Source organism: Kitasatospora sp. NPDC001527 (assembly GCF_040298605.1).
In the GTDB taxonomy this organism is placed as follows: Bacteria; Actinomycetota; Actinomycetes; order Streptomycetales; family Streptomycetaceae; genus Kitasatospora.
In genome coordinates, this window is sequence record NZ_JBEPAM010000009.1 from 157,706 (window position 1) to 179,317 (window position 21,612).

The 21,612-nt window shown below is 74.0% G+C and carries 21 protein-coding genes; 12 read left to right on the forward strand and 9 right to left on the reverse strand.

Annotation, left to right across the window (positions count from 1 at the left end):
- The first annotated feature begins 13 nt into the window (after positions 1-13).
- On the forward strand, positions 14-1,183 hold the full coding sequence (locus ABT238_RS12580; RefSeq protein WP_350562997.1) for a magnesium and cobalt transport protein CorA: 1,170 nt from the start codon (positions 14-16) through the stop codon (positions 1,181-1,183).
- Between the two features lie 116 nt (positions 1,184-1,299).
- Here the strand turns inward: ABT238_RS12580 and ABT238_RS12585 are convergent, their stop codons facing one another.
- Positions 1,300-2,691, reverse strand: a complete 1,392-nt coding sequence (locus ABT238_RS12585; RefSeq protein WP_350757020.1) for an MFS transporter — start codon at positions 2,689-2,691, stop codon at positions 1,300-1,302.
- The gene (locus tag ABT238_RS12590) at positions 2,688-3,281 is read right to left on the reverse strand and encodes a winged helix-turn-helix domain-containing protein (protein WP_350563001.1); all 594 of its coding nucleotides are present in this window, start codon (positions 3,279-3,281) and stop codon (positions 2,688-2,690) included. Before ABT238_RS12590 ends, ABT238_RS12585 begins: the two co-directional genes overlap by 4 nt.
- A 319-nt stretch (positions 3,282-3,600) precedes the next feature.
- Between ABT238_RS12590 and ABT238_RS12595 the strand changes: the two genes are divergently transcribed.
- From ABT238_RS12595 to ABT238_RS12605, 3 genes are all read left to right on the forward strand, one after another.
- Positions 3,601-4,605 (forward strand): helix-turn-helix transcriptional regulator, encoded by a 1,005-nt coding sequence (locus ABT238_RS12595; RefSeq protein ID WP_350757023.1) that lies wholly within the window; start codon positions 3,601-3,603, stop codon positions 4,603-4,605.
- A gap of 114 nt (positions 4,606-4,719) precedes the next feature.
- Positions 4,720-5,823, forward strand: a complete 1,104-nt coding sequence (gene lepB / locus ABT238_RS12600) for a signal peptidase I (RefSeq protein WP_350757026.1) — start codon at positions 4,720-4,722, stop codon at positions 5,821-5,823.
- Positions 5,824-5,955: 132 nt separating this feature from the next.
- On the forward strand, positions 5,956-7,149 hold the full coding sequence (locus ABT238_RS12605; RefSeq protein WP_350757029.1) for a trans-sulfuration enzyme family protein: 1,194 nt from the start codon (positions 5,956-5,958) through the stop codon (positions 7,147-7,149).
- 26 nt (positions 7,150-7,175) lie between these two features.
- Here ABT238_RS12605 and ABT238_RS12610 read toward each other — a convergent pair whose 3' ends face one another.
- Positions 7,176-8,951 carry a SpoIIE family protein phosphatase gene (locus tag ABT238_RS12610; RefSeq protein ID WP_350757032.1) on the reverse strand — a complete coding sequence of 592 codons (1,776 nt, stop codon included), beginning with the start codon at positions 8,949-8,951 and terminating at the stop codon, positions 7,176-7,178.
- Positions 8,952-9,223: 272 nt separating this feature from the next.
- Here ABT238_RS12610 and ABT238_RS12615 point away from each other — a divergent pair, with 272 nt between their 5' ends.
- Positions 9,224-10,138, forward strand: a complete 915-nt coding sequence (locus ABT238_RS12615) for a C40 family peptidase (RefSeq protein WP_350757035.1) — start codon at positions 9,224-9,226, stop codon at positions 10,136-10,138.
- Between the two features lie 73 nt (positions 10,139-10,211).
- Here the strand turns inward: ABT238_RS12615 and helR are convergent, their stop codons facing one another.
- Positions 10,212-12,410, reverse strand: a complete 2,199-nt coding sequence (gene helR / locus ABT238_RS12620) for an RNA polymerase recycling motor ATPase HelR (protein WP_350757038.1) — start codon at positions 12,408-12,410, stop codon at positions 10,212-10,214.
- 361 nt (positions 12,411-12,771) lie between these two features.
- Between helR and ABT238_RS12625 the strand changes: the two genes are divergently transcribed.
- Positions 12,772-13,989 (forward strand): ROK family transcriptional regulator, encoded by a 1,218-nt coding sequence (locus ABT238_RS12625; RefSeq protein ID WP_350563016.1) that lies wholly within the window; start codon positions 12,772-12,774, stop codon positions 13,987-13,989.
- 14 nt (positions 13,990-14,003) lie between these two features.
- On the opposite strand, the gene ABT238_RS12630 is transcribed toward ABT238_RS12625, so the two are convergent.
- Entirely contained in the window at positions 14,004-14,690 is a 687-nt protein-coding gene (locus ABT238_RS12630; protein ID WP_350563018.1) for a helix-turn-helix domain-containing protein, read from the reverse strand.
- A 77-nt stretch (positions 14,691-14,767) separates the two neighbouring features.
- Here ABT238_RS12630 and ABT238_RS12635 point away from each other — a divergent pair, with 77 nt between their 5' ends.
- Entirely contained in the window at positions 14,768-15,571 is an 804-nt protein-coding gene (locus ABT238_RS12635) for an NAD(P)H-binding protein (protein ID WP_350757041.1), read from the forward strand.
- On the opposite strand, the gene ABT238_RS12640 is transcribed toward ABT238_RS12635, so the two are convergent.
- Entirely contained in the window at positions 15,477-16,292 is an 816-nt protein-coding gene (locus tag ABT238_RS12640; RefSeq protein ID WP_350563022.1) for a hypothetical protein, read from the reverse strand. The genes ABT238_RS12635 and ABT238_RS12640 overlap by 95 nt on opposite strands.
- A gap of 79 nt (positions 16,293-16,371) precedes the next feature.
- On the opposite strand from ABT238_RS12640, the gene ABT238_RS12645 reads away from it, so the two are divergent.
- A complete protein-coding gene (locus ABT238_RS12645) occupies positions 16,372-16,830 on the forward strand; it encodes a nitroreductase family deazaflavin-dependent oxidoreductase (RefSeq protein ID WP_350563024.1) in 459 nt (152 codons plus the stop codon).
- 51 nt (positions 16,831-16,881) lie between these two features.
- Here the strand turns inward: ABT238_RS12645 and ABT238_RS12650 are convergent, their stop codons facing one another.
- Both ABT238_RS12650 and ABT238_RS12655 read right to left on the reverse strand, forming a co-directional pair.
- Positions 16,882-17,100: a DUF397 domain-containing protein gene (locus ABT238_RS12650; protein ID WP_350563026.1), complete on the reverse strand. Its 219-nt coding sequence runs from the start codon at positions 17,098-17,100 to the stop codon at positions 16,882-16,884.
- Positions 17,097-17,942, reverse strand: a complete 846-nt coding sequence (locus tag ABT238_RS12655) for a DUF5753 domain-containing protein (protein WP_350563028.1) — start codon at positions 17,940-17,942, stop codon at positions 17,097-17,099. The genes ABT238_RS12650 and ABT238_RS12655 overlap by 4 nt, the downstream gene beginning before the upstream one ends.
- A gap of 177 nt (positions 17,943-18,119) precedes the next feature.
- On the opposite strand from ABT238_RS12655, the gene ABT238_RS12660 reads away from it, so the two are divergent.
- Together ABT238_RS12660 and ABT238_RS12665 are read left to right on the forward strand one after the other, a co-directional pair.
- Positions 18,120-18,371, forward strand: coding sequence for an ATP-binding protein (locus ABT238_RS12660; RefSeq protein WP_350757044.1), 252 nt, complete (start codon positions 18,120-18,122; stop codon positions 18,369-18,371).
- Positions 18,368-18,520 carry a hypothetical protein gene (locus tag ABT238_RS12665; RefSeq protein ID WP_350563032.1) on the forward strand — a complete coding sequence of 51 codons (153 nt, stop codon included), beginning with the start codon at positions 18,368-18,370 and terminating at the stop codon, positions 18,518-18,520. Before ABT238_RS12660 ends, ABT238_RS12665 begins: the two co-directional genes overlap by 4 nt.
- A gap of 234 nt (positions 18,521-18,754) precedes the next feature.
- Here the strand turns inward: ABT238_RS12665 and ABT238_RS12670 are convergent, their stop codons facing one another.
- Complete coding sequence (locus ABT238_RS12670; protein ID WP_350757046.1) at positions 18,755-19,483, reverse strand: NAD(P)-dependent oxidoreductase; 729 nt, start codon at positions 19,481-19,483, stop codon at positions 18,755-18,757.
- A gap of 94 nt (positions 19,484-19,577) precedes the next feature.
- Here ABT238_RS12670 and ABT238_RS12675 point away from each other — a divergent pair, with 94 nt between their 5' ends.
- Complete coding sequence (locus tag ABT238_RS12675; RefSeq protein WP_350563036.1) at positions 19,578-20,261, forward strand: TetR/AcrR family transcriptional regulator; 684 nt, start codon at positions 19,578-19,580, stop codon at positions 20,259-20,261.
- Positions 20,262-20,422: 161 nt separating this feature from the next.
- Positions 20,423-21,484, forward strand: coding sequence for a right-handed parallel beta-helix repeat-containing protein (locus ABT238_RS12680; RefSeq protein WP_350757049.1), 1,062 nt, complete (start codon positions 20,423-20,425; stop codon positions 21,482-21,484).
- The last annotated feature ends 128 nt before the right edge of the window (positions 21,485-21,612 follow it).

Genomic DNA, 21,612 nt, shown 5'->3' on the forward strand with positions numbered 1-21,612 from the left:
GAGGTACCCCGCCATGTCCGACTGGCGTGTGCGCGCCGTGCGCGCGAGCAAGCTCCCCTTCACCCGTCCCGTCTCCCCGGCCGACGACGCGGCCGCCCAGCCCGCCCCCGAGCACTCGATGGACCCGCGCCCGGACCAGCCGGTCGAGCAGGTGAGCCTGGAGCGCTCCGTCGTCGACGCGGCCGTCTACCGCGACGGACACCGCGTGCAGTCGGCCGCCAACCTGGCCGACGTCTACCGCGAGCTGCCGGGCAAGCCCGGCACCATGGCCTGGATCGGGCTCTACCGCCCCGCCGAGTCCCAGCTGCTGGAGGCCGCCGAGCGGTTCAACCTGCACGAACTGGCCATCGAGGACGCCATCGTCGCCCACCAGCGCCCCAAGCTGGAGCGCTACGGCGACACCCTGTTCGTCGTGCTGCGCGCCGCCCGCTACCTGGACGACGTGGAGGAGGTCGACTTCGGCGAGATCCACCTCTTCGTCGGCCCCGACTTCGTCCTCACCGTCCGCCACTCCCAGGCCCCCGACCTCTCCGCCGTCCGCCGCCGCCTGGAGGCCGACCCGGAACTGCTCGCCCTCGGCCCCGAGGCCGTGCTCTACGCGGTGCTCGACGCGGTCGTCGACGGCTACGCCCCGGTCATCGCCGGCCTCCAGCACGACATCGACGAGATCGAGACCGAGGTCTTCGGCGGCGACCCGCAGGTGTCCCGGCGCATCTACGAACTCTCCCGGGAGGTCATCGAGTTGCAGCGCGCCACCCGGCCGCTGCTGGAGATCATGCGCAGCCTGGAGGCCGGCTTCGGCAAGTACGGCACCGACGAGGAGCTCCAGCGCTACCTGCGCGACGTCGCCGACCACGCCACCTACGCCGCCGAGCGGGTCGACGGCTTCCGCCAGATGCTGCAGAACATCCTCACCGTCAACGCCACCCTCGTCTCGCAGCGCCAGAACGAGGAGATGAAGCAACTCGCCGAGGCCGGCCACGCCCAGAACGACGAGATCAAGAAGATCTCCTCCTGGGCCGCCATCCTCTTCGCGCCGACCCTGATCGGCACCGTCTACGGCATGAACTTCGACACGATGCCGGAACTGCACTGGGCCTTCGGCTACCCCTTCGCGATCGCCCTGATGGCCCTGGTCTGCACCAGCCTCTACCTGATCTTCAAGCGCCGCGACTGGCTGTAGGGGTGAGTGGTCCGCGCGGGAGGCGGCCGGGGCGAGATGCCGTTGCCCGGCCGTCCCGCCGAGTGGCGGCCGTCCGTCCGGGAGGGCTGCTGCCGTCCGGAAGAGGGCGGGCTGGTTCATCCCCGGAGGGACCGTCCACGAGCGGACCGCCCCGCGCGCGTCCCGGTGATCCGGCGGCCGGTCGGGGCGGTCACCGGCACGGGCGGGCTGCCGTCGGGGCGGTGGCCGGTCCAGAGGAGGGCCGCCGCGGCGAGGGCGGTGGCGGCGAGGAGCCAGCGGGGCGGGCCGGGCGGGAGGAGGGCGAGGGCCAGGCCGGACAGGGCGCCGCACAGCTGCAGGGCGAGCGACTGGACGGAGAGCGCGGTGGCCCGGGTTTCGGTGGGGACGCGCTGGTGGAGCTGGGCGTTCTGGTTCGGGCCGGCGGTGCCTAGGCCGAGGTAGCTGAGGCCGTAGCCGAAGGCGGCCGCGGCGGCCGCGGCCGGACCGGCGGTGCGGGCGGTGACGGCGAGCAGCAGGACGCCGGCGGTGCAGGCGGCCAGGCCGAGCAGCACGGCCCGGCTGCCGTCGGAGCGTCCGGCCGCACCGGGCGCGAGCCGGGCTCCGAGGGCCGCGCAGAGGAAGCCCGCGCAGCTCAGCAGGCCGACCACGCCCGCGCCGGATTCGGCCGCGCCGGTCAGTTCGGCGGCCCGGCCGGGGGTGAGCAGTTCGACGGCGCCCAGGCCGACGCCGGTCGCGGCGGCGGTCAGCAGCACCCGGCGGACCACCGCGTCGCGCCGCCCCAGGCGCAGCCCGGTCAGCACGGTGGCGGGCACGCTGCGGAACACCGTGCGCAGGGCGGCGGGCGGGCGTTCCGGTTCGGCCAGTGCCGCCCAGACCTGGACCACGTAGGCGAGTTCGACGGCGGCGGCGATCAGCGGCGGTACCGAGAGCGGCAGGACGGTGGCGCCGCCCAGGGAGCCCATGGAGCCCATGGAGTTCAAGGCGTCCAAGGCGTCCTGGACGTCCAGGACGGACAGCAGCCACGGCAGCGCCCCGCCGAGCAGGGTGCCGGCCGCGAGGGCGAGCGAGCCGGTGGCGCTGCCGCGGGCCAGGCCGGGCCGCAGGTCGGCCTCCGGCCCGGCCTGGGCGCGAACCGTGTCGACGTACCAGGCCTCGGCCGGTCCGCTGGCCAGGGCCCGACCGGCGCCCATCAGCGCCATCCCGAGCAGCAGCACCCCGTACGCCTCGCCGAGCGCGAGCAGGGTGAAGGCCACGAGGTCGAGCACTCCGGCGGCGGCCAGCACCGGCCGGCGCCCGATGACGTCCGAGAGCCCGCCGGTCGGCAGCTCCAGGGCGGCGGTGGTGAGCGAGTGCACGGCGAACAGGCCCGCCACGGCGCCGAGTCCGAGCCCGCGCGCGGTGAACAGCAGTACCAGTGGAGCGGTCGCCAGACCGATCGGCAACCAGAACAGCAGGGTGACCGTCAGGTACCTGCGGCGGGCGGCGGCCTCGTGGGACGGCGTGCTCACGCGGCACCACCGGCGGCGAGCGGGATCGCGGCGGTGACCAGGACCACCTGTTCGGTGCGGTCGGCGTCCCGGTCCCGCTCGGCCAGTTCGAGGGCCCGCCGGTGGACGAGTGCGCGCAGTTCGGCCAGCGATTCCGGGGTGAGGTGCAGGATCAGGTCGTCGATGCCGGCGGCGGCCGACCAGGTCCCGTCCAGCCGGCCCGTGGCGACGTCCTCCTCGTGCCGGGCGAGCGAGCGGGCGAGGTGGTCGATCTGGTGCCGTCGGGAGAACTCGACGAAGGCCCGGCCCTCCGGGGTGGCGTGCACCGCGCGGGCGTCCCAGGAGGTGATCAGGTGCACCGCGCGCCAGCGGCGTTCGCGTGCGTCGCGGTGTTCCGCCTCCTCGACGAAGGCGTACCTGGCGAGCACGCGCAGGTGGTAGCTGGTGGAACCGGAGGACTCGCCCGTCCGCGCGGCGAGTTCGCTCGCGGTGGCCGGGCCGTCCTGGCGGAGCAGCCCGAGCAGGCGGATCCGCAGTGGGTGGGTGAGGGCCTTGAAAGCGGCGGTGTCCTGCTCGGGGTCGAGGCTGCGCCGCTGTCCGTCGTCCAGCATGCGAGGAGGGTAGCGGTTCCCGGGCGCTCTGCAAAAGAAGTTCTGCAAAGTGGGCCGTTCCTCGGCCGCTCCCAACCCGGTTGCGGTGTCGTCGACTTGGGTGCGGGCCGGGAGCCGGTGCACGAGGCCGGTGTCATCGGCCGTGGGGGCGCTCCCGTGGTCGCGCGGACCCTCGTGAGGAGGAGGGCGGATCCGCCTGTCGGCGCATGGGCCGGTGGTCGGTGTGCGTGCTAGCTTCCGGGCCATGGGATCACGTGGGGCACGTGGGGTGGCGGCGCAACAGGCGATCGAGGGGCTCCGGGAGCTCGCCGGAGCGGGGTTGACGGCCGATGAGGTGTTCCGCAGAGCCGATGAACTGCTGCGGCCGGCACTGGAGTACGACGCGGTCTGCTGGCACTCGGCGGACCCGGCGACCGGGCTGGTGACCTCGGTGCTCAGTGACGACCTCAGCCTCGCGGGGTTCGAGGACGCCGTACGCCTGGAGGTGTGGTCGGACGACGTGGCGACCTTCCCCGCGATCCGCCTCAGCGGCGTGCGCGCCGAGACGCTCAGCCGGGCCACCCGGGGGCGGCCGGCGGACAGCGCGCGGTTCCGTGAGCTGATCGGACCGGCCGGGTTCGGCGACGAACTGCGGGCGGTGTTCGACGCGCACGGCGGGATGTGGGGCTGCGCCGCGTTCATGCGGGCCGCCGACCGGGGGCCGTACCTGGCCCAGCAGCGGGACCTCGCGGACCTCGCAGCGCGCCATCTGGGCAACGCGCTGCGGGCCTGCCACCTGCCTCCGGCCCCCGGGGGCGACGGCTGGGACGGGGGCCCGGCCGTGGTGCTGCTCGGTCCGGCGAACCGGCCGCTCGCGCTCTCCGGTCCGGCGGAGGAACTGCTCGGGCGCCTGGCCGATCCGAGCCGGACCTCGCTCGGAGTGCCGACGGCGTTCGCGGTGGCCGCCGAACAGGCCCGCCGGGCGGCGCGCGGCGTGGCCGTGCCGCAGTCCAAGATCCGGGTGCAGGACGGCGACGGCCGCTGGTACGTGCTGCACGGCTCGGCCCTGAAGGGCGGCAGCGAGGGGGAGGTGACGGTGGTGGCGTCCCCGGCCACGCCCGCGGACGCGATGCCGCTCTACCTCTCCGCGTACGGGCTGACGGCGCGTGAGCAGGAGGTGGCGCTGCTGCTGGTGCGCGGGTGCGACACCCGGGACGTGTCGCGGCTGCTGGCGATGAGGCCCTACACCGTGCAGGACCACCTGAAGTCGGTGTTCGCCAAGGCGGGGGTGGCCAGCCGCCGCGAGCTGGTCGCGCGGATCATGCTGACCGGCGGCACGGCGTAGGCCGCGCGGGGTTACGGGTGTACGTTCTGACGGGTCGGCGGGAACCACCGTTCGTTAGCTGACAACGGGGGGTCCCGCGGCGGGGCCCGCCGGGCCGTCCGGAGGGGGCCAGGGATGAGCATCGAGGAGACCGCGGGTTCGACGGGCAGCGGCGAGGCCGGCGCGGGCACCGGCCCGGCGGACGGTCCGGGAGCGCCGGGCGCCGCGGCGGGCGGTGCGGTCGGCGGTGCGACGGGCGGTGCGACGGGCCCGGTCGGTCTCGCGGCGCCCGGCGCGCCCGGGCCTGGCGGTGAGGCCACCGCCGCCACCGCCGCCACCGCCGCGGACGGCGCGGACGGCGCCGGCGACCGGGCCAAGGCCAAGGCCAAGGCCGACGCCGATGCCGAGGCGGGCGGCGGGAGCGGGAAGGCGGCGAAGAAGAAGCGGCCGCTCTGGCAGGAACTGCCGATCCTCGTCGGCATCGCCCTGCTGCTCTCGCTGGGCATCAAGACCTTCTTCGTCCAGGCGTTCTCCATCCCCTCCGGTTCGATGCAGCACACGCTGGAGAAGAACGACCGCGTCCTGGTCGACAAGTTCACCCCGTGGTTCGGCGCGGAGCCGGAGCGCGGCGAGGTGGTGGTCTTCAAGGACCCGGGCGGCTGGCTGGACACGCTGCCGCGGGAGAAGGGCAACGCCGTCGTCGAGGGCATCCGCTCGGTGCTCAGCACCGTGGGCCTGCTGCCGTCCGACGACGAGAAGGACCTGATCAAGCGGGTGATCGCGGTCGGCGGCGACACGGTCGAGTGCCGGCAGGGCAGCCCGGTCAAGGTCAACGGGGTGGCGCTGGACGAGCCGTACCTGTTCCCGGGCTCGACGCCGTGCGACGACGCGCCGGTGGGCGAGGTGAAGGTGCCCGAGGAGCACCTGTGGGTGATGGGCGACCACCGCAACGACTCGCGCGACTCGCGCTTCCACGTCAACGAGCCGGGCGGCGGGTTCGTCCCGGTGAAGAACGTGGTCGGCCGGGCGTTCGTGATCGCGTGGCCGCTGTCGCGCTGGGACACCCTGCCGGTGCCGGACACCTTCGGGCAGCAGGGCCTGGCGTCGGGCGGCGCCCTCCCCGGCGGGGAGCGGCCGGCCGCGCCGCCGGCGCCGGAGGCCGCCGCGGTGGCCGCGGCCGTGCCGTTCGCGCTCTGGCAGCGGCGCTGGGCGAGGCGGTCCGGCGACGGCCTCCGCTGACGGTCGCCACCGCCGACGGCCACGGAGGGTGGCCATCCGGCGGCCACCGGCCCCGGCCGGTGCGGTCGTTCGGGGCCACCTGAGCGCGATTGGCCCTGTTCCGGCTCCGCCGACCGGGCCACCATGGGCGGCATGAGCGACCACCACCGCGGGCTGCGCCCCGAGAGCCGGATCGTCCACCCTCCCATCGAGGAGGTGACCGGAAGCCGCCCGCTGGGCGTGCCGCTGCACCAGGGCCACGTCTTCGCCTTTCCCGACAGCGACGCGCTCGCGGAGGCCTTCGGCGGCCCCGACGGGGCGTTCCACTACAGCCGGTTCGGCAATCCGACGGTCCGCTCGCTGGAGCGCGCGGTGGCCGACCTGGAGGGCGGCAGCGGGGCCCTGGCCGCCTCCTCCGGCATGGGCGCGATCACCACCGTGCTGCACGCGCTGCTCCGCTCCGGCGACCACGTGATCGCCCAGCAGAGCCTGTACGGCGGCACGTTCGCCACCCTCGCCGACCTCGCGGCACGCTGGGGCGTCGAGGTCACCCAGGTGCGTGGGGACGACCCCGGGGAGGTGCGCGCCGCCCTGCGGCCGACCACCCGCCTGCTGTACCTGGAGACCGTCTCCAACCCCGTCGCGCGCGTCACCGACCTGCCGGCGCTGATCGGCGCGGCCCGCGCGGCCGGTGTGCTGAGCGTGGTGGACAACACCTTCGCCACGCCGCTGCTCTGCCGCCCGATCGAGCACGGCGCCGACCTCGTGATCCACTCGGCCACCAAGTACCTCGGCGGCCACTCCGACGTCCTGGCCGGGCTCGCGGTCTTCGCCGACGAGCGGCTGCACCACCGCGTCTGGGAGCACGCCGTGGAGCACGGTGCGGCGCTCGACCCGTTCGCCGCCTGGCTGACCCTGCGCGGGATGCAGACCCTGGGCCTGCGGATGCGCCGGCACTGCGAGGCCGCCCTCGACCTGGCCGGCCGGCTCGCCGCCCACCCGGCGGTGGCCGCCGTGCACCACCCGGGCCTGCCCGGCCACCCCGACCACGAGCGGGCCCTCCGGCTGCTGCCGGACGGCCAGGGCGGGACGTTCGCCTTCGACCTGGCCGGCGGGCGGGAGGCCGCCCGCGCCTTCGTGGGCGCGGTCCGCCTGGCCTCGCTCGCCCCCTCGCTGGGCGGCGTGCACACCCTGGTGCTGCACCCGGCCAGCACCACCCACCGTCAGCTGTCCGACGCGGAGCTGACCGCCGCCGGCATCGGCCCGGCCACCGTCCGGATCGCCGTCGGCATCGAGCACCCCGAGGACCTCTGGGCCGACCTGGAGCAGGCCCTGACCGGATTCTGATCCCCCGCCGCCGCGGCGGCGGCGCTCTACGAGCGCGGCCGGGGCCGGGCGGCGAGGACGGCGATGTCGTCCTCCGCCGGGCCGTCGGTGGCCGGGCCGACGCCGCGCAGCGCGGCGTCGAGCAGGTCGTCCAGCGGGCCGGTGGCGGGCAGGTGCAGGGCGGCGAGGCGGGCCAGCGAGGCGTCGATGTCCTCGCCCCGCCGCTCCACCAGGCCGTCCGTGTAGAGCAGCAGGGTCTCGTCCGGCAGCAGGTCGCGGCCGGCCTGTTCGTAGCCGCCGAGACCGGTGCCGAGCGGCGGTCCGGTCGGGATCCGCAGCAGTTCGGTGGGCCGGCCGGGCGCGATCAGGGCCGGCGGGAGGTGGCCCGCGCTGGAGAACGTCCACCGGCCCCGGCCCGGGTCGGCGAGGGCGAGCAGGCAGGTGGCCGGGCGGGCGGACTCGTCGGCGGCGATGACGGCGTCCAGCTGGCGCAGGATCCGGTGCGGCGGCAGGTCCGTGCCGGCGATGTCGCGCAGGGCGGCGCGGTAGTGGCTCATGTCGACGGCCGCCGCGACGCCGTGGCCCATCACGTCGCCCATGACCAGCAGCGTCCGTCCGAAGGACAGCCGGACGCTCTCGTACCAGTCGCCGCCGACCACCGAGCTGCTGCCGGACGGCAGGTAACGGGACGCGAGTTCGAGGTTCTGGTGCGGGTGGCCCGGCTCGCTGAGCAGGGCGCGCTGGAGGTCGAGTGCGATGCCCTGCGAGCGGGTGTAGCGGCGCGCGTTGTCGATGCCGGTGGCGGCCCGCGCGGCGAGGTCGCCGACCAGCACCGCGTCGTCTGGTCCGAAGGCGGGGGAGGCCGCGGTGCGGGCCAGCGTCAGCAGTCCGACCGTTCGGCCGCGCGCGGTCAGCGGCACCACCAGCAGCGAGGTCACCCCGGCGGCCCGGTACGCGGCCGCGCAGGCGGCGTCGGGCGCGGCCTCGGCCAGCTCTTCGGCGCTGCGCGGGGCGAGCAGCACGGCGACGCCGGACGCCAGCGCGCGGGTCGCGACCGAGCCCTCGTGGTGGCGCACCGACTCGCCGGGGCGGGGCAGCGGCTCCACGGCGGGGCGCAGCGCGTCCGCGCAGCCGAGCGCGGCCCGGTGGAAGCGCCGGTCCGGGGTGAGGCCGTTGCGGGCGTCGGCGTCCGGCGGCAGCACGTCGACGGTGGCCAGCTCGGCCAGCCGGGGCACGGCGAACGAGGCCAGTTCGGCGCAGGTGGTGTCGACGTCGAGCGTGGTGCCGATCCGCTCGGCGGCGTCCTCCAGGAGGGCGAGGCGGGTGCGGGCCCGGGCGAGTTCGCGGCGCAGCTCCTGGACGGGGTCGGGGTCGTCCAGCACCACCACGACCACGCCGGTGATCCGGCCGGCGGCGGTCAGCGGCCGGTAGCGCACCCGCAGGCCCGGGGGCACGGGCGCGCCGGGGCCGTCCGGGCCGCCCGTGGCGTGCTCGCGGTCCCGGCCGTCGGCCAGGACGCGGCGCAGCGTCCCGAGGGCGCCCGCGAAGGCCGTCGCCTCCGCCGGACGGCCGAGCAGGTCGGCCCGGCGCAGGCCGGTGACGGTGGTGAACGCCGCGTTCAGGTGGAGCCAGCGCAGCTCGGCGTCGAGCAGCCCCACGGCGGTGGGCAGGGCGGCGAGCAGCTCACCCGGCAGGTCCGGATGGTCGCTGTCCGTAGTCGCGGCGGTGCTCCCGGCGAGTGCCGCGGCTGCCTCCGCGAGCGCTTTTTCGTCCGCGCCCGCCGGGGTGCCGCCCTTTCCTCCTCTGCCGTACCGGAACCGCATGGGTCCATGATCACGCCCCGGAGCGCGGCTCGCCCACGGAGTGGGCGGTGCTTGACCATGTGGTGGGATTCCGATAGTGCGACCGTACGCCCGGCGCTCAGGTCCGGAGGGCCGCTTGAGCTCGGCCATGGCGGGCCGGGTCGCCCGAGCCGGCCGGGCTGTCCGCGCCGGGCGGACGCGGACGGCCCGTGGGGGAGGTGTGAAGCGAGTGTCGTCATGTTCACCTAATGATCATTGACGCACCGTCGGCGCCGCTGAAACGATTCGGGACCATGACTACGCGCGTAAACCCTCTCTCCCGTCGGCTGATCGCCCCGTTACGGTGGGCGGCCCTGCTGTCGCTGCTGGTGTCGGTCGGGGTGTTCTTCGCCGGCGCCGGCGCCGCCCAGGCGGCGCCCGCCTGCGGCGTGCTCTCCACCGGCGCGGCGTCGCAGGCGAACGACGCCGTCCGCTCCGCCTGCGGCCTGATCGGCACCCCGTACTCGTGGGGCGGCGGCCACGGCTCGAAGCCCGGCGCCACGTACGGCCTCTGCGACCCCGCCAACGGTGCGCCCAACGACTGCAACGTCCGCGGTCTGGACTGCTCCGGCATGGTCCGCTACGCCTACTACCTCGCGGTCGGCGAGGACGTCATCAACGGCACCACCCGCACCCAGTGGCCGACCTCCAGAGCCGTCGCCCGCTACTACGAGGCGGACGGAACCGCGCCGCTGCTCCCCGGTGACCTGGTGTACTTCGGCAACACCGCCTCCACCATCCACCACGTCGCGATGTACCTCGGACAGGGCTGGATCGTCGAGGCCCCGTACTCCGGCGGCTACGTCCGGGTGGCGGCGCTCTCCTCGCACGACGACTACTACGGCGCCATCCGGCTCTACGGGTCCGGCGGCTCCACCACGCCTCCGGCGGGCGGCGGCACGTACTGGGTGGACACCTTCGCCAACGCTCCGGTGTACGGCTCGCCGACCTCGACCAGCAGCACGGGGACGCTGTACCAGGGCACCAACTACGTGTACTGCAAGGCCTGGGGCCGCGAGGTGTCCAGTGGCGGCGGCTACAACCACTGGTGGCTGAAGACCGACCCGGACGTGGGCTCCAGTGGTCAGTGGGTGTCGGCGTTCTACCTGTCGCGGTGGGGCAACGACACGGCCAAGGACAACAACGGCACGACCATCCCCGACTGCTAGGACGACTGCCAGGACCTGATCCGGCGTGCCGGTCGCGGCCCCTTCCGTCGAGGGCCGCGACCGGCACGGCCGGTCATGCCCGGCCGGGGCCGGTGAGGACGACGAGCTGCCGGGTCGCCCGGGTCATCGCGACGTAGCGGTCGACCGCGCCCGCGACGCCCTCGCCGAAGGACGCCGGGTCGACGAGCACGACCAGGTCGAACTCCAGCCCCTTCGCCAGCTCCGGCGTGAGCGAGCGGATCCGGGACGTCTCGCGGAACTCCGCGCGGCACGTCGCCCGGAACGCCTCCCCGAACGCCGCGTCGCCGATCACGCACGCCGTGCCCTCGGCGTGCTCCGCCAGCCAGCCGCCGAGCACGCCGTCCAGCTCCGCGACGCTCCCGTGGACCACCGGCACCCCGCTGCGGCGCACCGAGACCGGCACGTTGGCGTCCGGCAGGGCGGCCCGGACGACCGGCTCGGCCTCCGCCATGACCTCCTCCGGCGTGCGGTAGTTGACGCTCAGCGAGGCGACCTCGACGCGGTCCAGGCCGATCCGCGCGAGGCGCTCCGGCCAGGACTCGGAGAAGCCGTCCCGCGCCTGGGCGCGGTCGCCGACGATGGTGAAGCTGCGCGACGGGCAGCGCTGCAGCAGCATCTGCCACTCGGCGTCGGTCAGTTCCTGGGCCTCGTCCACCACGATGTGGGCGAACGGTCCGGCCAGCCGGTCCGGGTCGGCGGCGGGCAGCGCGCTCCCGTCGACCAGGGTGTCCCGAAGGTCCCGGCCGCGCAGCATGGCCACCGCCCCCTCGCCGTCGTCGTCGGCCGCCAGGATGTCCGTGATGACCTCGGCCATCCGGTCCCGCTCGGCGGCGAGCGCGGCCTCCTGGCGGCGCCGGCGCCGGGCCGCCTCCGGGTCGCCGAGCCGCTGCCGCGCCGCGTCCAGGACCGGCAGGTCGGAGACCGTCCAGGCCTGCGCCTCGGCGCGCTGCAGCCGGCGCACCTGCTCGGGGGCGAGCCACGGGGCGCACAGCCGCAGGTAGGCGGGCACCGTCCAGAGGTCGCCGACCACGTCGGCCGCCTCCAGCAGCGGCCAGGCGCGGTGCAGGGCGGCGACCAGTTCCTCGTCCCGCCGCAGCGAGCGCAGGAACGTCTCCACCGGGATCTCCTCGCCGCCGTCCAGCTTGGCCAGCAGGATCTCGGCCAGCTCCGCCCAGATCTGCTCGCGCGCCTCGTTGTGCGGGGTGCCGGGATCGGGCGCCCCGAAGGCGTCGGCCCAGTCGTCGGCGCTCAGCCAGAGGTCCCCCCAGTCGGTGGAGACGGCCATCCCCTCGGTGGGCGGCTCCTCGTAGATCCGCACCGCCTTCTCCACCGCCCGCACCATGTCCGCCGAGGACTTCAGCCGCGCCACCTCCGGGTCGCGCTCGACCGCCGCGCCCGCGCCCTCGGCGACGAGGTCCCGCAGGGTGCAGGTCCGCACGCCCTCCTCGCCCAGGCTGGGCAGCACGTCGCAGACGTAGTCCAGGTAGGGCTGGTGCGGGCCGACGAACAGCAGGCCGCCGCGGCGGTGGCCGAGCCGCGGGTCCGAGTAGAGCAGGTAGGCCGCGCGGTGCAGGGCGACCACCGTCTTGCCGGTGCCGGGACCGCCGTCGACGACCAGCGCGCCGCGCGAGCCGGCCCGCACGACGGCGTCCTGGTCCGACTGGATGGTGGCCAGCACGTCCCGCATCCGCGCCGAACGGCTGCCGCCCAGGGTGGCGATGAACGCCGACTGGTCGTCCAGGGCGGCATGCCCCTCCAGCCCCTCGGCGGCGAACACCTCGTCCCAGTAGTCGGTGATCCGCCCGTCCGTCCAGCGGTAGCGGCGCCGGCTGGCCAGGCCCGCCGGATCGGCGTGGGTGGCGCCGAAGAACGGTGCGGCGGCGGGGGAGCGCCAGTCCAGCAGCAGCCGGCGGCCCTCGCTGTCGGTGAGGCCGAGGCGGCCGACGTACACCGGCTCACCGCCGTCCGCCGGGACGATCCGGCCCAGGCAGAGGTCCAGGCCGAAGCGGCGCAGCGCGCGCAGCCGGCCGGTGAGGCGGTGCACCTCCACGTCCCGGTCCATCGCGGCCCGGCCGGCGCCGCCGGGTGCCCGCCGGGCGGCGTCGAGCTGGTCGGAGACCTCGGCGATCGCCTGCTCCAGGCTCGCCGCGACGGCCGCGAAGTGCCGCTCGTCCCGGGAGACCAGGGCCGGGTCGGCCTTGGCACGGAGGCGGTCGGGGAGGGCGAACGCGCTGGTGGCGAGGGAGGTCATGGCGGCGGCTCCGGTCCGGGATTCCGACAGAAGGGAAGGCACTACGTCAAACTCCCCGAGGGGCTGGTTTCGGTTCAGGTCGACGATTGTGCGCCAGGACCGGGGCCTTGCGGCAAGACCCCCCGTGCGCTATAAGTTGAGAGTGGCAAGAGGAGCGTGACGTTCCACCGCTTCCGCCGCCCCGCTCCCTCCCCTCTCTCCTCCGCTCACCCGGCTCACGTCCGCGCGCGGAAACCCGCCGGTGAGCGGCGTGACGACCGGTCATACTGGCTGGTGCCCAGGCCCGGGCGCCGACGCCGCGCGCTCCGGACCCGCGCCGATGGACCGCGCGACCGCGCAACGCCCGAGACCGGAGGACCTGATGAGCCGCGACCTGCCGACCACCGTTCCGCCGGTCCCCGTGCCGGCGCAGCCGTGGAACCGGCAGCGGTTGCGCAGCAACAACGAATGGCTGCTGCTCGAACGGCTGCGCCTCGGCGGCCCGTCCTCACGCGCCCAGCTCGCCCGCGACACCGGCCTGTCCAAGCCCACCGTCTCCGCCGCCCTGGCCTCCCTCGAACACGCCGGGCTGGCCCGCGAGGCCGGGCGGTTCATCCCCGAGCGCGGGCGCACCGCCGTCCTGTACGAGCCCGACCCGTGCGCCGGGCACGTCCTCGGAGTCGACATCGGCCGGGCCCGGCTGCGGGTGGCCGTCGCCGACCTCGCCGGGGACATCGTGGCCCGCCGGGACGTCCCCAACGAGGGGCGGACGGCGAACGCGGTGGCCGACGCGGTGGTGGCGGCGGCCCGCGAGGCCACCACCGAGGCCGGCCTGGCGCCGGTGGACATCGTGCACGCGGTGATCGGCACGCCCGGCGTCTGGGACGAGCAGCGGCGCGGCGTGCGGTACGCCACCAGCCTGCCGGGCTGGGGCAGGCCGGGGCTGTTCGACCGGATAGCGGACGGGCTGTCGACCACCATCACCGTCGGCAACGACGCCAACCTCGCCGCGCTCGGCGAGTACACGCTCGGCGAGGGCCGGGGGAGCGGCAGCCGGATGTTCGCCTACGTGCTCGTCGGCACCGGCCTCGGCGTCGGCGTCGTCAAGGACGGCGAGCCGCTGATCGGGGCGCACGGCGCGCTGGGCGAGGTGGGCCTGGTCCCGCTCCCGCCGTGCGCCGACGGGACACCGGGCGGCACCGTCGAACAGGCCGCGGCGGCCGACGCCGTCGTCCGCACGGCCCTGGACCTCGGCATGACCGGCCCGCTGACGGCCAAGGAGGTCTTCGACGCGGCGCGCTCCGGCGACCCGCTGGCCGCCACCGCGGTGAGCCGCGCGGCCGACCAGCTCGCCTACGCGGTGGCCGTGCTGTCGGCGGTGCTCGACCCGGACCTGATCGTCCTCGGCGGCGGCATCGGCGCCAGCGCCGACCTGCTGCTCGAACCCCTCGGACAGGCCCTGAACCACCTCAGCCCGATGCGGCCCACCCTGGCCCCGAGCCGCCTCGGCGACGAGGCCGTCCTGCTGGGCGCCGTCGCCACCGCCCTCGACCGCGCGCGCCCCGAGGTCTTCGAACGCCGCTCGGCCCTGGTGGACTGAGAGGTGGCGCAGGATCAGGCGGTGCACGAAGTCGCGGCGGGGCGCCGGCCGGCGGTGAACGCGGCCGGCGGAACGCCCATGAGGCGGCGGAACTCGGCCGTCATGTGGGACTGGTCGTAGTAGCCGGCCGTCGCGGCGATGTCCGCCCATGGGCCCGCACCGGCCGCGAGTACGGTGCGGACGCGGTCGATGCGGGCGAAGTGCTTGGGGGACAGGCCGGTGGCGTCGGTGAACAGGGCGTGCAGGCGGCGCTCACTGATGTGCAGCCGGGCCGCGGTCGCGGTGACGGTGCTGCCGGCCAGGAGACGCGCTGCCTCGTCGAGCCGCTCCGACGGCTCCGGGCGGTCGGCCAGTGCCTCTGCGAGAGCGGTGACCGGATCGGCGGCGAGCTGGTCGACGTCCAGGCCCGGTAGTTCACGCAGTGGCAGGGCGCCGTCGGCGAGACCCTTCAGCGAACGGCCGAGCAGGGCTTGGGCCCGGCCCGGCCGCATACGGACCCGCACGCACGAGCGGCCGGGCGCGGCGAGGTGATAGGCGGCCCGGGTGCGGGGGCCCATGACGATCAGTTCGCGCTCGTCCGCGCGCACGATCAGTGTGGTGGCGTGGTCGGGCGCGTCGACCGCCGCCGACCCGGCCGCCGTGGCGACATCGATCCCGGCCACCCACCGCAGAAGGGCGGGCGGCACGACGAGAGAACTCACGCGGCCCACGATAGTGGGCCCGCGACAGTGCCGAAACTTCCTATCACGGGCCGGGGGAGCGCTGTCATCGTCGGGACATGATCCTTGTAACCGGTGCCACCGGCACCATCGGAAGTCACGTCGTCCGCCTGCTCACCGAGCGGGGCCTGCCGTTCCGGGCGATGTCCCGCCGCGAGCGGCCCGGCGGGGTGCGGGCCGACTTCGGCGACCCGGCGTCGCTGGCGCGCGCGGTGGCCGACGTCGACACCGTCTTCCTCGTCACCGTGCCCCCCGTACCGACCGCGGACCACGACCTCGCCCTGGTCACGGCCGCGCGGGCGGCAGGCGTCCGTAAGATCGTCAAGCTGTCCGCCATCGGCAGCGGCGAGCGGTTCGACGGGGCGACCGTCGGCGCCTGGCACCTCGCCGCGGAGGAAGCGATCGAGGCCGGCGGGCTCGCGTGGACGATGCTTCGCCCGCCGAGCTTCGCCTCGAACCTCTTGTGGCACCGGGCCCTGATCCAGGCGGGAGAACCGATCCCGAACCTGGTCGGCGACTCCCGGCAGGCCGTCGTCGACCCGAGGGACGTCGCCGAGGTCGCCGTCGCCGCCATGACCGGCAATGCGCACGACGGGCAGCGGTACGACCTGACCGGGCCGGAGCTGCTGACGTTCGCGGACCAGGCGGCGATCCTGGAGGGCGTGCTGGAACGGCCGGTCAGGATCGCCGACGCGCCTGCGCTCGACGGGCTGCCGGCCGGGATGGTCACCGGTATCGGCTGGGCACGCGCCGGCGGTGCGGCCTACGTCACCGATCACGTGCCGCGGGTGCTCGGCCGGCCGGCGGGCACGTTCGAGCAGTGGGCACGCGACCACCGGGAGGCGTTCGCGGCAGTGCCGTAGCCCCCTGCTCCGCCGCCCAGGTCCGCAGCCGGGCCGTGGCCTCGTCCCGCGAGAGCGGGCCGCCTTCGAGGTGCAGGTCCTGCAGGTGGCGGGTGGCGGCACCGATCAGTGGGCCTGGGGGCAGGCCGAGCAGGTCCATGATCGCCTTGCCGTCCAGCGGCACCGGAACGTCCGGGAGCCTCCTGCGCTTCTCGGCCTCCGCGGCGGCCCGCGCCGCTCTCGCGTGCTCCTCGTGCCACTCGTCGTAGCTCGCCGCCCACCGAGCGGCCAGGCCGGCCGACCGCCAGCCGTCCATGTCCTGTTCCCGGCCGAGCCCCACCTCCAGGAACAGGTCACGGTGGCTCGCGTCCTCGGCGCTGGTCGGAACGACGCCGAGCAGGGCGAGCGCGGCATTGACCGGCCAGTCCTCCCGTGGACCGGTGAAGTCCCGGGTGTGGGCCGGGCCCCAGACCTTCGCGCCGGCCCGCCACACGGCAGCGGTCTGGTGCCCGCCCCCTCCGTGGAAGTCCGCCTCCACGTGGGCGATCGGCCCGCCCCGGGCCCAGTGGCCCAGGGTCTGCTCGAAGGCCGCCGGACCGGTCAACTCCTCGACGAGCCGTCCGGTGACGGGCAGCAGTCCCATGCGCTGCCGGAGCGGGGCGACGGCCGCCTCCCGAATCCCGGCGGTCCGGCTCCTGAGCAGGTCGAACCGTCCTATGACGGCGTTGAGCTCGTACGGCATTCCCGCAGCGTAGCCGCGGGTGCGACATCGGCACCTCGCCGTCACACTGAGGTTGTCGGCGAGCAGTGGGGTGAACACGATGCCTCTTGAGGGAGAGTACGAACCGAGCGCCGTGCCGTGGGTGCGCGAACAGGTCGAGCTGTACGAGAGCTCGGGCGGCGCGCAGGGCAACACGCTCTGGGACACGGGCCTGCCGGTCGTCATCGTCACGATGCGCGGCGCGAAGAGCGGCAGGATCCGCAAGACCCCGCTGATGCGGGTGGAGCACGACGGGCGGTACGCGGCGGTGGCCTCGAACGGCGGCGTCCCGACCCACCCGGGCTGGTATCACAACCTCAGGGCGGACCCGCGGGTCGATCTCCAGGACGGCGCCGAACGCCGGGGCATGACGGCCCGCGAGGTCACGGGGGAGGAGAAGGCCCGGTGGTGGCAGCGCGCGGTCGCGGCGTATCCGCCGTACGCCGAGTACCAGGCGAAGACCGACCGCGTGATCCCGGTCCTCGTCCTCGAACCCGACCCCCCGGCCGCCCCGGCGTGACGGTGGCGAGTCCTGCGGCCCCGCACCGGCCCGGTGCGGGGCCGCAGGGTGTCAGCGGCGGGAGGAGAAGTCCCCGGCGCGCACCCCGGCCACGAAGGCGAGCCACGCATCCCCGGAGAAGGCGAGCGCGGGCCCGTCGGAATCCTTGCTGTCGCGGACCAGAACGGAACCGCTCAGCTGCCCGAACTCCACGCAGTTCTCGTTCGGATTGCTCGCGCTTGCCTTCGTCCACGTGACCGGCAGGGCGGAAGCGATGGGGTAGTGGGTCACTTGAGCTGATCTCTCTTCTCTCGGATGACGTTGAGGGATTCGCCGAGGCTCAGGGCGGTCGCCATGATCTCGTCGAAAGCCGTTCGGTAGAGATCGACGTGACCGGGGCTCTCCACCCAGTTGCTGGCGAGCATGTCGCTGAGCAGGACGAGGTCCAGATCCCGCTGCCGGAATTCCAGGAGCGTGAACGGACCGCTCATGCCGGGGTGGGGAGGTGCGAACGCCGGCATGATCTGGATGCTGACATTGGGAAGGTCGCTCCACTGGATCAGCTTGTCGAGTTGGTCGGCCATGACACCGTCGGGGGCTCTCATCGTCAGGGCCGATTCGTGGATGACTGCCCATAGTTTGAGTGGCGATTCGGCCCGCGTCAGTACCGACTGGCGGTTGATCCGCACATCGACCCGGGCCTCGACACTGGGCGTGGTGAACACGCCGCTTGAGATGATGGCGTGCGCATACCGGCGCGTCTGCAGCAGGCCGGGGATGTAGGAGGACTCGTACGACTTGTTGCCGACTGCGGTCTCTTCGAGCCTGATCAGATCGTGGTAGAGCGAGTTGAGCTGGTCGAATCCGGCGGCCCAGCCCGGGCGGTGCTTGTCCCGGAGGATCTCGACGAGTACTTCCTTGAGCTCGGCCTCGCACTCGTAGAAGTCGAGGAGCTTCCTGACGACGTCGGGCTTCAGCTGGACCCTGGCGTTCTCGTACCTGCTCAGCTTCACCAGGTTGACGCCCTCGACCTGGGCCGCGACCTCCTCCGCCGAGAGGTTCCTCAGCTCGCGGAGCCTCCGCAGCTCTGCCGCGATGCGCCGGTATCGCACGGCCGGCACTGCAATTGCCATGTCTGTAGCCCCTCCTGAGCGGTGCGTAGACCAGTGTGCACGGTTGCGGCTGTGCTCCGCCACCGCCAACTCGACTCCAGGGGAGGCACCTTGCGCTAGAGGATGAAAGTTTTCATATTTGCTCGACATGGCTTGCGATGAAGCCCTCGCCTACTCCATGCTCATCGTGACGAGCTTATGACTCATCGTGACCGGGTGCTGCTGGAGCTGTTCGCCGACCCGGCCCGGCTGCGCATCGAGGTCCACGACGCGCGCGGCGACCGCGCGCCGCTCCTCCGGGACGTCGACCGGGACGACGAATCCGGGCGCGGCCTCGTCCTCGTCAAGTCGCTGGCCGAGAAGTGGGGTTGTTGCCCCCGAAGCGGCGTCGGGAAGATCGTCTGGTGCGAGATCGGTCCGGCCTCCGACTGCTCGGAGGGTGTGGCGTGAAGGACGACCAGCCGGTCACCGTCGAGATCACGGGCGGCATCGTGCCGCCGACGACGTACGTGCTGCTCCCGAAGGCGCTCACCGCGCTCTGGTCCGCCCTCCGGTTCCGGCCGATGAGCCGCAGTGGGAGTGGTTCGAGCGCTGTCTGACCGGTCCGTGCTCCGAGCGGCTCGCGCGCGAACACCTGGACGGCACCGGGCCCTTGTCGCTGCCGGCCATCCTTCCCGGCGCCGTGCACCACTTGCGCGTCCGGTGGACCGTCAGGGGGCGGACTCCGGGGATCGCCGGATGAAGACCCCGGTGCTCGGTCGGCGCTCCGCGAACAGGCCGGTGGGGGAGGCGTCGTGCAGCGGGTGGCGCAGGCCGCTCCGGCCGAGCGGCCGTCACGCGGGCGGCTTCCCGGGGTGTCCGATGCCGCCGGTGTGGGCGAGTGCGCTGGGGGTCAGGCGGCCGACGATCGCCGGGGCCTCCTGGACGAGGGCGTCCGTGGTCAGCGCTTCCACCATGAACAGCGCGAAGTCGATCCGGCGCGTCAGGTTGCTCGCCAGCACCGGGTCGCCCACGTGCTGGCTCCACACCGGCAGGCCCTGGCTCGCGCCCTCCTCCAGGTCGCTGCCGCGCACCACGGTCCACCGGGTGCCGCTGGCGAACACCCGCCGGCACGCCTCCACCTGGTCGTCGATCTCGACCGCGCGGACGAGCCTGCCCAGCACGGTGGCGATCCGCAGGCCCAGGCTGAACCGGCGCGAGTACCGGTCCCTGCCGTCGCGCGTGATGTGCCAGCCGCAGGAGAACACCAGACGCGCGCCCGGCCGGGCGTGGTCGAGGACCGCCTGCGCCGTGCCCGACGCGTACTGCCGCACGCCCCAGGGCATCAGCACCGTCAGCACCCCGTCGCACCCGGCGACCGCCCGGCGGATCACCTCCGGGTCGTTCGTCGCCCCGGGGACGACGGTGATCCGCCCCTCGAACGCGGCCAGCTTCGGCACGCTGCGCTCCCGGCAGACGCCGACCACCTCGTAGCCGCGTTCCAGCGCGTGGCCGACCATGTACTGCCCCAGCTTCCCCGAAGCCCCGATGATGCAGACCTTCTCCACGCGATCCCCGCCCATGGCGCAGCCCCCTCGCGGACCTGGCTACCTTATGTTGTAAGGCACGTTAGCCTTACCTTGTAAGGCAGTCAATGGACATGGAGGAGGGGCCGGGATGCCCGAGGGAGGCAAGGGCCGGCGCGGGACGCCGGACCGCGCGCCGCTGAGCCGTGAGCGCGTGATCCGGGCGGCGGTGGAGGTCGCCGACGAGAAGGGATCCGCCGCGCTCACCATGCGGGCCGTCGCCCAGCCGCTGGGAGTCCAGGCGATGTCGCTCTACCACCACGTGACAGGCCGCGAGGACATCCTCGACGGCATGGTGGACGCGGTGTTCGGCGAGATCGAACTCCCATCGCACGGCACCGACTGGAAGAGTGCCATGCGTCGGCGCGCTCTCTCCGCGCGCGCCGCCCTCCTGCGCCACCCGTGGGCGATCGGCCTCATGGACTCCCGCGCCCAGCCCGGCCCGGCGACCCTGCGCCACCACGACGCCGTCATCGGCGCCCTGCGCGCCGGGGGATTCTCCGTGCAGATGACCGCGCACGCGGTCTCACTGATCGACAGCTACCTGTACGGCTTCGTGCTCCAGGAGGTCGGCCTGCCCTTCAAGGACGGGGTGGAGTCGGCCGAGGTCGCGGGTGCCATCCTGCGCGGGACGCCCGCCGACACCTACCCCCATCTCGCCGAGCTGGCCACCGAACACGTCCTCAAACCCGGCTACGACTACGCCGACGAGTTCGCCTTCGGCCTCTCCCTCATCCTCGACGCCCTTCACCCGGACGGGACCGCGCACGCGTAGCCGGTCGGCGTCTCGTGTGCGGTGCCGACCGAGGCGGTCGGAGGTTTCGATCCGGCGGCGGGCGATGCGGGCGGCCTTCTGCTCAGGGTTGTCGCGGCGAACATGAAGGACGTCGGTGGAGGGAAGCACGTAAGGGACCGTCACCAGAACCCGGAGGCCCGATGCGCCCACGGTCCGCTCTCCTTGCCGCTGCCTCGGCGGCGCTGCTGCTCGGCTTCTCCGCCGCTCCCGCCTTCGCCGCGCCCGTCGTGCAGGTGGTGGACGTGGCCACCGCCGTGCAGTTGAGGGCCGCGCTGGCGGCGGCCGTGCCCGGGCAGACGATCCGGCTCGCGCCCGGGGAATACCACGGCGCCTTCGTCGCCCAGCGGGCCGGGACGGCGGCGCAGCCGGTCACGCTCACCGGGCCGGCCACGGCCGTCCTCGTCAACGACGGGCCGTCCGGCTCCGCGCCCTCCTGCCCCGCCCCGGCCTCCGGGTGGGATTCGGGTTACGGGCTCTGGCTCTACGGCGCGCCGTACTGGAACCTCACCGGGTTCACCGTGAAGGACTCCAAGAAGGGCGTGGTGCTGGACAGTTCGCCGCACGTGGTGATCGACGGCCTGTACGTGCACCATGTGGAGGACGAGGGCGTGCACTTCCGCCGCTCCTCCGCCGACGGGGTGCTGCGCAACTCGGTGGTGGAGTACACCGGCCGGGCCCAGCCGGGCTACGGCGAGGGGGTGTACCTCGGCTCGGCGAACTCCAACTGGGGCTGCCACGGCAACACCGGCGGCGCGGACCGTTCGGACCGGGTGCTGGTGGAGGGCAACCGGATCGGTCCGTACGTCACGGCCGAGGGGATCGACGTCAAGGAGGGCACCTCGGGCGGCACGATCCGGGGCAACACCTTCGACGGGCGCGGCATCAGCGGCGAGAACTCCGCCGACTCCTGGGTGGACGTCAAGGGCAGCGGCTACCTCATCGAGGACAACAGGGGTACCTTCGCCGCGCCCGGCACCTTCGCCAACGGGTACGAGACCCACAACCCGGCCACCGCACCCTCCTTCCCGAACGGCTGCGGGAACACCTGGCGCGGCAACACCTCGGACCTCGGCGGCGTCGGCGCCTACGCGATCAGGATCACCTCCGTGTCCGCCTGCGCCGGCCGGCCGAACGTGGTGTACGCCTCCAACACCGTGACCCGGGCGACCGCCGGCCTGACCAACATCCCCGTCACGCCGTGACGGTGGGCGTTCCCTTTCGGCGGAAAGTGATCGAAATCTTCCGGTGGACGACGCTCCGTGATTGCCAGATCTCGATCTGCTTACAAGTGTTTGAACTATGGACGGATCGTGTGACGGGCCTGGTTGAA